11 protein-coding genes and 1 tRNA gene are annotated in these 13,324 nt (G+C 51.0%); 5 read left to right on the top strand and 7 right to left on the bottom strand.

The features are described 5' to 3' along the window. Nucleotides 1–10 precede the first annotated feature (10 nt). The 3 genes from LDN30_RS03270 to LDN30_RS03260 all read left to right on the top strand — a co-directional run bounded on the left by LDN30_RS03270 (nucleotide 11) and on the right by LDN30_RS03260 (nucleotide 2,787). Entirely contained in the window at nucleotides 11–694 is a 684-nt protein-coding gene (locus tag LDN30_RS03270; RefSeq protein WP_223925356.1) for an ABC transporter ATP-binding protein, read from the top strand. A gap of 190 nt (nucleotides 695–884) precedes the next feature. Continuing rightward, a complete protein-coding gene (locus LDN30_RS03265; RefSeq protein ID WP_223925355.1) occupies nucleotides 885–1,811 on the top strand; it encodes a CvfB family protein in 927 nt (308 codons plus the stop codon). Between the two features lie 58 nt (nucleotides 1,812–1,869). Beyond that, nucleotides 1,870–2,787: a tRNA threonylcarbamoyladenosine dehydratase gene (locus tag LDN30_RS03260; protein ID WP_223925353.1), complete on the top strand. Its 918-nt coding sequence runs from the start codon at nucleotides 1,870–1,872 to the stop codon at nucleotides 2,785–2,787. Here LDN30_RS03260 and LDN30_RS03255 read toward each other — a convergent pair. From LDN30_RS03255 to LDN30_RS03245, 3 genes are read right to left on the bottom strand one after another with little or no spacing between them, the layout of a single operon-like run. Next, a complete protein-coding gene (locus tag LDN30_RS03255) occupies nucleotides 2,765–3,742 on the bottom strand; it encodes an endonuclease/exonuclease/phosphatase family protein (RefSeq protein ID WP_444544209.1) in 978 nt (325 codons plus the stop codon). The genes LDN30_RS03260 and LDN30_RS03255 overlap by 23 nt on opposite strands. Before the next feature lie 11 nt (nucleotides 3,743–3,753). After that, nucleotides 3,754–4,365 carry a DUF4230 domain-containing protein gene (locus LDN30_RS03250; RefSeq protein WP_223925352.1) on the bottom strand — a complete coding sequence of 204 codons (612 nt, stop codon included), beginning with the start codon at nucleotides 4,363–4,365 and terminating at the stop codon, nucleotides 3,754–3,756. A 47-nt stretch (nucleotides 4,366–4,412) separates the two neighbouring features. Beyond that, nucleotides 4,413–5,126: a DUF4230 domain-containing protein gene (locus tag LDN30_RS03245; protein WP_223925350.1), complete on the bottom strand. Its 714-nt coding sequence runs from the start codon at nucleotides 5,124–5,126 to the stop codon at nucleotides 4,413–4,415. A gap of 138 nt (nucleotides 5,127–5,264) precedes the next feature. Here LDN30_RS03245 and LDN30_RS03240 point away from each other — a divergent pair, with 138 nt between their 5' ends. Further along, nucleotides 5,265–6,665, top strand: a complete 1,401-nt coding sequence (locus LDN30_RS03240) for an MATE family efflux transporter (RefSeq protein WP_223925348.1) — start codon at nucleotides 5,265–5,267, stop codon at nucleotides 6,663–6,665. A 356-nt stretch (nucleotides 6,666–7,021) separates the two neighbouring features. Here the strand turns inward: LDN30_RS03240 and LDN30_RS03235 are convergent, their stop codons facing one another. The 4 genes from LDN30_RS03235 to LDN30_RS03220 all read right to left on the bottom strand — a co-directional run bounded on the left by LDN30_RS03235 (nucleotide 7,022) and on the right by LDN30_RS03220 (nucleotide 12,747). Then, nucleotides 7,022–9,571 (bottom strand): hypothetical protein, encoded by a 2,550-nt coding sequence (locus LDN30_RS03235; RefSeq protein ID WP_223928720.1) that lies wholly within the window; start codon nucleotides 9,569–9,571, stop codon nucleotides 7,022–7,024. Nucleotides 9,572–9,630: 59 nt separating this feature from the next. Next, entirely contained in the window at nucleotides 9,631–10,425 is a 795-nt protein-coding gene (locus LDN30_RS03230; RefSeq protein WP_223928719.1) for a GLPGLI family protein, read from the bottom strand. A 506-nt stretch (nucleotides 10,426–10,931) separates the two neighbouring features. Beyond that, nucleotides 10,932–11,726, bottom strand: a complete 795-nt coding sequence (locus tag LDN30_RS03225) for a GLPGLI family protein (protein WP_223928718.1) — start codon at nucleotides 11,724–11,726, stop codon at nucleotides 10,932–10,934. 91 nt (nucleotides 11,727–11,817) lie between these two features. Continuing rightward, entirely contained in the window at nucleotides 11,818–12,747 is a 930-nt protein-coding gene (locus tag LDN30_RS03220; RefSeq protein WP_223928717.1) for an Rpn family recombination-promoting nuclease/putative transposase, read from the bottom strand. A gap of 196 nt (nucleotides 12,748–12,943) precedes the next feature. Between LDN30_RS03220 and LDN30_RS03215 the strand changes: the two genes are divergently transcribed. Beyond that, a tRNA-Leu gene (locus tag LDN30_RS03215) sits at nucleotides 12,944–13,024 on the top strand. Nucleotides 13,025–13,324 lie beyond the last annotated feature (300 nt).

The following is a 13,324-nucleotide window of genomic DNA, read 5'->3' as shown; positions in this document are numbered from 1 at the left end:
TATATACTATATGATTGACGTACAGAATATTACCAAGAGCTTTGGCTCCCTGCAGGTGCTGAAAGGCATCAGTCTCCACATCGACAAGGGCGAGGTGGTGAGCATAGTAGGACCGTCAGGAGCCGGCAAGACGACTCTTCTGCAGATAATCGGCACCCTCGACAAGCCCGACAGCGGCAGCATCGTCGTTGACGGAGTGGACGTCGGCTCCTTGTCGACAAACAAACTGAGCGATTTCCGCAACACCCACGTTGGATTCGTATTCCAGTTTCACCAGCTGCTACCCGAGTTCACAGCCATCGAGAATATCATGATTCCGGCCTTCATCGCGGGGAAAAAGACATCGGAAGCACGGGAACGTGCCACGGAGCTCCTTGATTTTATGGGACTTGCCGACCGTGCCAACCACAAGCCCAACGAGCTTTCGGGAGGCGAGAAGCAGCGTGTGGCCGTAGCAAGAGCCCTGGTCAACAATCCGGCAGTGATCCTTGCTGACGAGCCGTCGGGCTCACTCGACTCGAAAAACAAAGCCGAGCTCCACCAGCTTTTCTTCGACCTGCGCGACAAATTCGGCCAGACCTTCGTCATCGTCACCCACGATGAGAATCTCGCGGCTATCACTGACCGCACCATTCATCTTAAAGACGGACAGATTATCGACCCGCAAGACGCAGCGGCAGAAACAAGCGTATAGCCCACGACCGACTTTCCAGATGATCAATTCGGCGCATGCCATCACGGCTTTTGGTTGAATCCGAATAATAAATCGGCCGGTCCCATCAAACCACATTGCTGATTTCACCGCGTTATTGGGCTGATTTCATCGTCCCATCTGGCTGATTTCATTATCCCTCAAAGACATTTTTAACATCCCACAGAATATTATGGCGAGAATAGAATTAGGAAAATACAACAAGCTTAGGGTCGTCAAGAAAGCTTACAAGCACACCGGTGCCCGCATTGGCGACAAGGAAGAGTTCGGACTTTATCTCGACGGAGGCGACGACGGTGAGATTCTGATGCCGGAAAAGTATGTGCCCGAAGGTACGGAAATTGGCGACGAAGTCACGGCCTTCGTTTATCTCGACCAGGACGAGCGCCCCGTGGCCACCACCGAAAAGGCTTTCGCACAGGCCAGCGAGTTCGCCTACTTGGAGTGTGCATGGGTAAACCAGTACGGAGCCTTCCTCGACTGGGGAGTGACGAAGAACCTCTTCTGCCCCTTCCGCGAGCAGAAACGCAAGATGGAAGTCGGCGAGATGTACATCGTTTATATATATGTCGACGAAGAGAGCTACCGACTTGTGGCCTCGGCGAAGATTGACAAATTCCTCGGAAATATCGCCGATGCCGACCCGAAAGTTTACCATCACGGTTCGAAAGTCGACCTTCTCGTATGGCAGAAGACCGACCTCGGCTTTAAAGTCATCATCGACAACAAATACGACGGCCTCATCTACGACGACCAGATATTCAAATATGTCCACAGCGGCGACCGCATGGACGGATATATCGATGTCATCCGCACCGACGGAAAAATCGACTGCACGCTACAACCCACGGGAATAAGGCAGACAGAGGATTTCGCCAAGGTGCTCCTCGACTACCTCAAGAGCCACAATGGGGTCTGCAATATGGGCGACAAGACCGATGCTGAGGACATCAAGCACGAGTTCCACGTCTCGAAGAAAGTCTTCAAGCGTGCCATCGGCGACCTCTACAAGCGCAGGCTCATAACCGTCGAGCCCACGAGGATAGCCCTTGCAACGACAGGAGCCAGCCACGACGGCAGCTCACGTGCAGGCAAATGACGGTATCAGACAATATTCAGGATAACACTATCAACAGCAAGAAAGGACAGCAAACATAATGCAGAACCAGTTTTCGAGAACACAACTACTTCTTGGCAAGCCCGCCATCGACACTCTGAACGGGTCGCGGGTGGCCGTTTTCGGCGTAGGAGGCGTAGGAGGCTACGTCGTCGAGGTGCTCGCCCGCAGCGGTGTGGGAGCCATAGACATCATCGATGACGACCGCGTCTGCCTGACAAATGTCAACCGACAGATTCTCGCCACCATCTCTACCGTCGGCAAACATAAGGTCGACGTGGCCGAAGCGCGCATCCACGACATCAATCCGAGATGCATCGTGAGGAAATATCAGACCTTCTATCTCCCCGAAAAGGCCGATATGTTCGACTTCAACGACTACGATTATGTTGTCGACTGTATCGACACCGTGACGGCCAAACTCGACATTATCCAGCGTTGCCACCGCCTCGGCATACCTATCATCTCCTGCCTTGGCGCCGCCTACAAGCTCGACGCCACGAAATTTGAGGTCACCGACCTCTTCAAGACGAAGATGGACCCCTTGGCCAAGGTTCTCCGAAAGAAGCTCCGCAAGACTGATGTCGACCACCTGAAGGTGGTGTACAGCCCCGAGGAGCCCTTGGAGAGCATCGACCAGCCGGAAATTTCCTGCCGGTTCCACTGCATCTGCCCCAACAAGGACATGCGGAAATGTACCGACCGCCACACCATACCGTCGTCGAACGCATGGGTGCCCGCCACGGCCGGACTCATCTGCGGCGGTGAGGTCGTCAAGGACTTGATAGCGCGGGCCGACACCATGCGCATCGATCTGAACACCGACCCCGACAATGAGCCCGCCCGCATAGCCAAAGAGCGTGCCACAAAGATGCTTGACGAGTCGAAACGGCTGCGCGAGGAGGCACGCCGACAACGCGCTGAGCAGGAGCAGATTAAAGAGAAAGACGCATCTTGAGAGGCAGATGGTCGCTGAAACCGCCAAGATAGCGTGGTCCGAGAAAGAAACGGTGGGGTTTCACCCCGCCGTATTTTTTATCCTCTTCAAGGAGAAACGGCTCGTCGACGATACGGCATCCTACGACGTGGGGCGCGAGACTGCTGCTGACGATTATCTGGTCGAGACTCCCCCACTCGCCATGATAGCGGTAGGTGCCCTTGGCACCATGCGTTCCCACGGCCCCCGCCGACACGTTGACGAGTCCGTGGGAGCAGATAAACTCGACGGCACGGCTCGTGGAATAGTCGTTGAAGTCGCCGAGGACGATGATATGTGCCTCCGGCGACAACCGCCGCACCGAGTCGACAGCCTCACACAGCCGCTCAGCCACGGCCATGCGGTAGGCTCGAGTCTGCAATTCGCCACCCGAGCGGCTCGGCGCATGGACAACGAAGAAATGGAGAGTATCGCCGGTGATAATCCGTCCCGACACATAGAGGATATCTCTCGTAGGGCGCATATCCTTCAGAGGGCGCACACGGAAGGAATTGCTGCTGATGAAACCGAAGGAAAACGGGGAGAAGAGAAGGGCCACATCGATGCCACGGATGTCGGGCGAAGAGGTCATAACATAGTCATACCGGGCTTTCCTCAGCACCGACCGCTTGGTGAGATCGCGCAGGACGGTATCGTTCTCGACCTCACAGAGTGCCACCACATCGGGCAGTGACCATCCACCGGAGTCGCTACCGCAGGCTATAATCTCCTGTCCGATTTTGTTTAGTTTCTCCCAGTAGCGGTAGCTCGTCCACCTATGGCTCGACGAGGGCAGAAATTCATAATCGTCCTTATTGGCGTCATGCACCGTGTCGAAGAGGTTCTCCGTGTTCAATTCCACCACGGAAAACTCCGTCTGGGCACCCGCACTAATGGTGGTGAGGGCGAGCAGGATTATCGTCAGCCAGCGCATCATAATCTCCTGTCCTACTTTTTATTATCATCCTCGAAGCGAACCACAATCTTCTTGTAGCCATGCTGTGAGAAGATCCGGCGCACTTCAGCCTCAGCTTTGCCGCGTGCCTCGGGAATATTCTCCCTGCCACGGCGAATCATGGCGGCCTTAGCCTTCCTCACGAGGGCAGCCCTCACCGTCGGCTTGTTAATGAAGTCCATATCGTCGCGTCCCTCGTAGACCTTCACGTTGCGCTCATCGAGGAATCTGTCGTCGAGAAGTTTCACCGGCGGGAGCACCACGCTAACAGCGGTATCGCCGGCGATGGTCACCCAGCCGGGGCGCGCCTCAGCAACATCGATGCCATAATGCAGGGTGCCGTGATAGGCCACACTGATTCGGTCGGACGAGAAGAGCCCACGGTCGACGGTGTCCACGACCTCGTCCATCTCCACGGTGAGAAACGCCCACTGGCCTATGGCACGTATGGAATCGAGATTGACGGGGGTCGGTGTGACCACAACTTCGGTCTGATGCCCCGCCGTCACACTCTTGGCAGCATGACACATACATAATACAGCCACCACAACGATCAGGCATACAACCACGACAGCAGCGAGTTTGATTTTTCCGTACGTTTTCATTTTGCCTTTATCCTTTCATTAGCCGACGCACGCCATCACCGCGGCGGTCAGTATTTAATGTTTCCTAAAGCCTTGTCGGCATCGACCGTGAGCCGTCCGGCATCCATACCACTGCGGTAGCGCAGATTCACCTTCTTAAATCCGGCACCGAGGAGTGCCGCGGCAATGGTCTTATTGGCATTATCGCGGGCGTTAGCTACAATCTTATCGCGGCTGATACGGCCTATCTCGCCCCACACATTGCCGACAGCCACGGTCACATGACGGTTGATAAACTCCTGCGATTTGGCACTGGCGAAAATCTGGGAGTCGTAAACCTCGGAGCTGTGGTCAATCTCGCAGCTTGTCATTTCAATCACCGGATCGGGGAGGACAATGGTCACCGACGAGTCGAGCCCGACGGTTATGTCGTCGTCGCCAATCTTCTCCATATCGAGATACGCCTTGAAGGTGACGGTGAGGGGAATCTCGATATGCGATTTCGACCACGGCCGCGTCCACTTCAGCGTGCCCATGAGAGTGGTGATAGAGTCCTTCTCTGTCGTCGACAAGACTATCTTCTTGTGGGCCGTCTGCTCAGCCGAGTAGAGACGCGACTGCTGGCGCACGAGGTTGACAATCTCGCCTTTGGCCATCATCCGGTCCTCGGCAGCGGCCTCATTGGACGGAGCCGTTTTCGGAGTTGATGACGACGGTGCTAACAGGAAGTACAACAGCACTCCCACGACGATGATAACTACAGCGGCAATTCTATTTTTCATACGGCAAAGGTAGTTTATTTTAACCGCAAAATCAAGGCATTGGGCGGATTTTTAAGCATTAATCTTTTTTATCTTTGCCATTACATTGATTTTCAGTACCTTTGCAGTCAGTTTCCGCTATCGGGGAAACGATATATTATGACGAAAGAGAAAGAAAAACAATACGTTGCCGGCGGTTCCGAAGCGGTGAAAAACCGCCATGAAGTCGACATGCTCCATGGCCCGCTGCTCAGCAAGATTCTTCTGTTTGCCATGCCGTTTGCGCTGAGCGGTGTTCTCGAACAGCTTTTCAACTCCGTCGACGTAATGGTCGTCGGTCGCTATGCCAGTTCTGAGGCCATGGCTGCCGTCGGTGCCAACACCTTCCTCATCAACCTCTGTATCAACCTGTTCATAGGCATGTCGGTAGGTGCCAACGTGATTATCTCGAATCATATAGGGCAGCACGACAACCGGGCCATCCGCAATGCCGTGAGCACGACGATGGTTCTCTCGGCCGTCAGCGGTCTGCTGCTCCTCGTCATCGGCCTTGTCATCGCCCCCATAGTGCTGCGCGCCATGGGCACGCCCCGCAATGTCATCGGTGATGCCGTCACCTACCTGCGCATCTGGTTCATCGGGGCTCCGTTCTTCATGGTCTACAATTTCGGGGCATCGGTGCTCCGCAGCAAGGGCGACACGCGCCGTCCGCTGTACATCCTGATTATTGCCGGAGTCATCAACGCTGTAGTAGCCCTGACGACGGTGGTCGTCGGCAAGATGGGGGTTGTAGGTGTGGGCATAGCTAACGATGTGGCCTACGCCTTCTCGGCCGCCGCTGTCGTCACCCTGCTCCGCCGTGAGCAAGGACCTTTCCGCCTCGACTACCGCCATCTGCGCATCTACGGGGTGGAGCTGCGGCGCATCCTCCAGATTGGCATTCCAGCCGGAATCCAGGGAATGGTGTTCTCGCTGAGCAATGTCTTTGTCCAGTCGGCCATCAACAGCTACGGGTCGGCGGCAATGGCCGGAGCCTCAGCGTCACAGATTTTCGATGCCTACTGTTACTTCCTTCTCAACGCCTTCAGCGGTGCCTGCGTGACGTTCATGGGGCAAAACTATGGCGCCGGCAACGTGGAACGGTGCAAGCGCATATTCCGCATCTGTCTTGTTTGCGGGGCTCTGTTCACCCTTGCGGGCAATATGACACTGTTCATCGGCGAAGATCAGTTTCTCACTTTCTTCACCACCGACCCAGCAGTGGCCCACTACGCTAAGATACGCATTGCCATCACCATGACAACCCAGTGGATAGCGGCATTCTATGAGATTCCAGCGTCGGCCATGCGCGGTCTGGGCCACTCGCTGGAGCCGGCACTGATGACAGTCTTCGGCACGTGTGTCTTCCGCCTCGTATGGATATTCGCTATCCATCCTCTGTGGCCGGGCTTCAACCATCTGATGATTATCTATCCGGCTTCGTGGCTTCTGACCGATTTCATCGTCTTCACCGCATACATCATCGTCAGCCGTCGGGCTTTCAAGTTCGTGAGCGAATAATGCGCCGTAGAACCCGCCCGGATGTTGCTAAAGAACGCTTCATAATTGCGAAAAATATTAACACAAATCCCATACGGGCCGTTTCGCGTCCTGAAACAGGCCGTTTCGCGTCCTAAAACGGGCCGTTTTAGCGTCTAAAATGGACTGTTTCAGAACGCAAAATGGCATCTATTGCCAACTGCTTGATACAGAGCGAATTACTCGTTTAATTTTTCTTACTATATAGAATGAAACATTTTTACATTTAGAAGGCCCCTTGTTCATATCTCAAAAGCATAGAGCGGAACCAAGGAACGATAGGGCAAACGACCCGGCACTATGCAAAAAATGTACGGGAATGGCATTTGAGACAATATTCAAATGTCGAATGAAGCGGTGAAAAGTATCTCCCTCGGACGGAGAATGTTCAGCTGATGGATTTGTTGGTTGATAGTATAATAATGTTGTTTATACGTATCCGTGCCGAGAACATTATTCATGGCGACACTCAGCTCGTAGGTCTTACGCCGGTAAGCCACAGAGAGGTCCATGAAGTAGTTTGTCGATGTGGCGTCGTTGTTGCCATGATACAGCTCGTGCGACCACTCCACCTGCCACTTGCCGGGCATAAGATACACGTTCAGACGGTGGACGAACGATACTAACGTTGGGGAGTCGAGACTGCGGTCGACGCGGTTTATCTGTCGCGACGCACCCACATTGCTGTTGGCATCGAACGACAACCATGTGGCAGGTTGCAGGCTGAACGACAGCGTGGCACTGCTGGACTTCAGCGTGAACGGAGTCACCACATCGGACAACAGCAGGTTGTAGCGCTCCTCGGTGTAGTGGCCCTGCAGGCTTACGTTCAGCCGACACCAGTGAACCGACTCCGACAGTTGCAACATCGACATAAGAAAATGCGATACGGAGCGGCGGTCAGTGGGTCGGGTGGTATAGAACCCGTGGTCGTAGGTGGCACGATAGAGGATATTGCCGCTGTTTCCGGCCCATGACGTCATGGCCGTGGCAAAGAAACCGCTACTGATATTGCGGTAGTTGAGGATGCCCGTAAAGGAGTTTCCATGGCTGTTGTCGAGATAGCCGAGGCCCTGGGTGACGCTTATATAATTGGTAAACAGCGTAGTACCGGTCATATCGCGCAGCGACAGCGGCTGCCAGCCATAGTTGTAGCTAAGGCTCAGGTCCCAGTCAACGCCAAAAGTCAGCTTAGCCGAGACCTCAGGAGTGAACAGAACGTTCGTTTTGTCCTCGCGGCCCAGACTCCTCCAGAGCCACGACAGCGGCAGCCGCGCCGACAGGTCGAGCCAGTCGTTCTTGTAGCTTGTCGTCACCCGCCCCGTCAGCCACGACTCGGCATAGCGGTCGTTTGCGGTGTCGAGGGGGTTACGGGTGCTCAGCCACTGTCGGTTGCCATTCGTTTCAAGGTCGTAGGTGACGTTCACAGCACCAATCCTTTGTCCTATCCATGTTGTAGCCTTCCACCTCAGCGTCTGCAAGTCGAGACTTTCCCAACTGCCGTCATGGAGAAGCAGATGTCCCGGCAGGTCGTTATAGGCCGCATAACCAGAGAGGGAGAGACTGCGCTTATCGGTAAACCGGTGTATCCAGCTGAAATCATCAGAGATATAACGCTTGCGAGGTTTCACGTTCTCCCTGACGATATTGCCGTTGAGAATGCTCTGCCCCGTACTGCGGTTCCAGTCGACGTATCCGCTGAGATTATTTATGAGATAGGTCTTATCGGCATTGAGCTGATAGTGAAGTTCGCCACTGAGCGAGCTTTCATGGCTGTGGGCTGTCACGTCCTCGGCAATCGTTGCACCACCGTCTACGTCGTTGTACACCGTTGTCGTGGTCTGCTGCTGTCGGCTTCGGTCCAGGGCTCCGCTCAATTGCAGCCTTATCTCGCTGTCCTTGCCGGTCTTGAAGAGCCAGTTTGAGGCTAAGAGCGATGAGGTGTTGAAAGTTGTGCGTTGGGGTTGCAGGTCGGGCAGGGTGAGGTTTATATTGTGGAGAAATCCCACCTCGTCGGGAGCAGAGATACCTAAAATCTGATTGACATTAATCTCGTGAAGGATGTCTTTACCCGTATTGTTGAACTTATATATCGATATGCTCTGGAGCTTATGCGCAAAGCGCATTGCCGTCAGCCGCGCATCGCCGAGCCAGTGTCCCGGTTTCTGTAATGATGAGCCGGTGCCGGCCTCCACCGTCCCCTGCCACACCTCCTTGGCATCGTCGGCAAGGACAATATTCAGGGCGGCCTGGTCGGAGAATGACCTGCCGCGGAGCATCTTTATCGGTTCGTGGTTGTTGAGAACCTGAACTTTTTTTACCTTTCCGGCATTGATATTCTCGGTGGCCTGCGAATATTTATTGCCGAGAAGGTCCATACCTTCAATGTAGAATTTGTTGATGCGCTTACCGCCTACCGAGATGGAGCCGTCGCTGCCGACACTTATCCCCGGCATCTTCTTCAGCACATCCTCGAGGGTTCTGTCCTGCTTCTGCTTGAACATCCCCACATAGTAGTCGATTGTGTCGCCCATCTGCCGCATCTTAGGGGCCACGACCTTCACCTCCTTAATCTTGAACGACTTTTCCGTCAGCACGGTTTTCTGTCCCTGCACAAAACCTTCGAGAGGAATGGTGTCGCGTTCGAACCCCATACACACGAACGTCAGCCATTTACCCGTCTTGCCGGAAGGGGTAACGACAGTGTATCGGCCGTCACGGCCGCTGCGGGCGAAGGTCAGTGTACGGTGGTTTCCATCGAGCATGATCACCGACGCGTTGCCTACGGGCGAACTGTTGCTGCCCACAACCTGACCGTGATAATCCTGAGCATGGAGTGCCCCGGAAACGGACAGGAGAAGAAATGTCAGTAATATCCTAAAATCCATAATTCGTTTCCCCCTTCACTTTATTCATCCAAAGACTCATCAAAAACGAGTCTTGACTGTTAATAAAACTCCCTCAGACAAGGAGTATACGACTTCTCATTCTTCCACAGGCCTGGTGAATGAGGAATATTTTGCACCCGCATTATATATTCCATCTGGTTAGACCAATAATCCCTCAATTCATTCTCGAATTTCTTTGGAGTCGTATCGACGAATTTATGTTTTTCTACCACTATTGGCTCATGGCTTTCATTAATACCGATACAGGTGAAACTGAAGATGCCCTCACTCTCCGAAGCTTTCATTATCAGTCCCGGAAGGCCTTTGAACTTCCAGGGACCATCGGATATTGGTATCTCCGTGGTGTACCACACTGTCCAATGCCGCCCGTGGAGGTCGAGAGTCGCCTTATTGCAAGGCAGCGAGAGGATGGTTGTATCGCCATCGACAAGTTTCCAACTGTCAGAAGGAAACGTCTCAGTATAGCGGAACCATTGGCCCTGATTAATCTTTTCCATATATACAAGGCTGTCATTATGCTGACTCTTCAATATCATGTAGGAATTTCCCATCCACGGAGTTTTGTCATCATAATGAAGTAAACGTGTCTCGGGCGAAGGATAGAGCCGTTTCATTGAGTCGACATAGTTATTAAGCAACTTTCTCTGATAGCTATAATAAAAAGAATAGTTGTTACCAATCTCTAACACCTCCTTGTCCTTGAAATCAGGATCCCCTTCTGTCTTCTCTTTATAGCCCACCGAATACCACACTGTATATTTTGAGGAATCTACGACCTGCGAGGAAGCCCAAAGAGGCAGCAGTAGCATTATTATTAATATTCTGATTCTCATAGTAAAACGTAAATAAATTAAGAAAAACCGCAGGCAAGCAAAAGACCATCAGCTTCTCTTTTCAGTTACTTTACAAGTTGCGCCGAGTCCGCTTTGGAACGATAATCAGTTCTACCATCTCCATCCGTTCTGACGGTTTTGCACCAAGAAAGGAGACTTCCTTGAAGAATCGCTCGCAGTTAACCGTGCTGTGGAGTTTATCCCAAATATTAGCAGTCAACCAATATCCATGCTAACAGCTGCAAAATTACATATTTATTTTAATCTATCCAAATAAATTAACATTTAAAATTATATACCAACGAACTTATTCTGTTTAAAAGTATTTACCATCTGATTCCAAAACTGTCTAAACCCATTATATAATATTAATGCTGATAGAGACCATGGTTCTCTCAGGTTCCTATGCATTGGAGTCAATACGCACGCAAAGGATATAAAACTGTAAGGCGGCAATACTGTTTACACCCTGTACACGGTACTCGGATATGAATTGAATCATACTATTAATAGAACTCTATCAAACAAGGAGTGTACGACTTCTCGTTCTTCCACAAGCCCGGAGTATGTGGGATCTTGCTCTGGCGGAACACATATTCTGTCTGTCCCCGACGGAATTTTTTCAGTTCATCCTCAAACCTCTTTGGATTCGTGTTATAGGCCCGTTTACTCTCAAATTCAATGGGTTTCGTAATTTTATCAATACCGACACAGTTGAAACTGAAGATGCCCTCACTCTCTGAAGCTTTCATTATCAGTCCTGGCAGACCTTTGAGCTTCCAGGGGCCATCGGATATTGGCATCTCCGTGGTGTACCACACCGTCCAGTGCCGTCCATGGAGATCGAGCGAAGCTTTATTGCAAGGCATTGAAAGGATAGTGGTATCTCCTTCGGCAAGCCGCCAATCATTAACCGGGAAACCTTGCTCATACTTAAAATGCCGTTTCCAGATCGAATTAAAGTACGTCAAACTGTCATTAAAAAGACATTTGTATATTTTGTAATCACGAGAAAGACTATTAGTAGCATTCGCCGCCGAAGTAATGACGGAAATAATGTCCTCATTTGGATTTGCCTTACAAATGGAGTCCATATAATCATTATACAACTTATTATCCCAACTATAATAACAGGTGTACTTATTCCCTATTTCAAGCACCTCTCTTGAAGTTGTTAACGCAACATCCTCAACGCCGTTGTTATATTTTGCCTCGTACCACACAGCAACTTTTGCCGTATCTATGGTCTGACCATAAGCAAGCAACGGAACAAGTAATAACAAGAGCAACAGCTTCTTCATATAAGTAAGTTCAAACGTAAAAGGGAATCACCTTAAAATGACACCTTTTACGTTTAAGCAAAGATAATTGTTAGATTACTTCCGCACCATCCTACAGTTCCTCTATTTCCTTGACTGTAAGTCCCGTAGTATCAGCAATCTGGCCATTTGAGAGGCCAATTTCCTTGAGTTTCTTCGCCATCCTCATTTTCTCATCTCTCGCACCCTCGGCACGACCCTCAGCACGACCCTCGGCACGACCCTCAGCACGACCCTCGGCACGACCCTCAGCACGACCCTCAGCACGGCCCTCAGCACGACCCTCAGCGAAGCCATGTTTTCTGGCACTATTGAAGTATGTCTTTTCCGTACGGACAATGTCCCAAAACTTCTCATACCCCTCCAACTGAGCAGGGGAATAGGAGGATTCCTCAAGAATATCGCAGGCTTTCTTAACCTCCGGATTATCAAGGAGTTCCTTAGGTACCTCACGTGCGTCACCCATTTCAGTCAGATAGCGAAGCCACAGCACCTGCATCTTCCTCTCCGAAAAATTATGAGGTTTGAACTTGGGCAGTTCGACAAAGACAAGATGTAGTCCCTCTATCACTCTGTCGGAATGTTCTACATTAACGATATCATAATGATGATAATACTCTTTCAGTTCCGGTTCGAACACATCATTGACTAAGTTGAGCGAGTACACAGGCTGAAGAAGGTCATAATTTTCCCTCTTGTCCAACTGTCTGACGTATGCTTTGGAGGCATTAAAAAGAACCCTTTGCTTAAATTCCTCCGACCATATCATCTGCATCTCAACAAGGAATTGGCGCCCACGCTGATCCTTACATCGCACGTCAACAATGCTGTTTTTCTTCAAAGGATTGTCGGGAACGAGCTCCGTAGGAATGTATTCTACACTCTCAACTCTATTATCGTCATCAAAGGGAAGGAGAGCATTAAGGAAACTAATTACTAAGTCGGGGTGCTCTCCGAATACTTTCTTGAAAGTTAAATCAGCTCTTGGATCCAGGTATCTCATATCTTCCTATTTTTTAGACGAACAACACTTACAACTGCAAATATACGAAAAACAATTCAAAACGCAAATTCTTCAGCCACTTTTTGCATGCAAATTTCAAGAAACACAATCTTTTTGCGTTCAACAACGATAATATTTGTCCAAAGATTATCGTTTCATCATTTTTTTTATTACCTTTGCATTCGCTTTACGCATTGCGCCCGTGGCGGAACTGGTAGACGCGCTAGACTTAGGATCTAGTTGCTATGCAGTGCAGGTTCGAGTCCTGTCGGGCGCACAATTTAGCAGGCCAAATGACTATTTTTCAGTCGTTTGGCTTTTTACTTTGAACAAAAATCCACGTAAAAATTCCCATGTTTGCTTTACAAACGACATTTCCCGTATCTTCAAGCATAAGAAAAGACAACTATCCATCACGGATTCTATGGAGCGAATTGCAAGGTGGCACCTATCGGGGCGCGAGCCTCCATCGAAGAGCTTAGTCGAGTTCGACGGTACGTCGTACAAAGAAATAATAAAAAACCGCATCGCCAGACAACGAAGGTTATTATTCGTTTGTCCGGCGATGCGGTAAGAA

Origin of the sequence: Prevotella lacticifex, assembly GCF_019973375.1 — a bacterium.
Lineage (GTDB): Bacteria > Bacteroidota > Bacteroidia > Bacteroidales > Bacteroidaceae > Prevotella > Prevotella lacticifex.
Note: the sequence above shows the minus strand (reverse complement) of the source record. Positions and strands in the feature narration are given on the sequence as shown.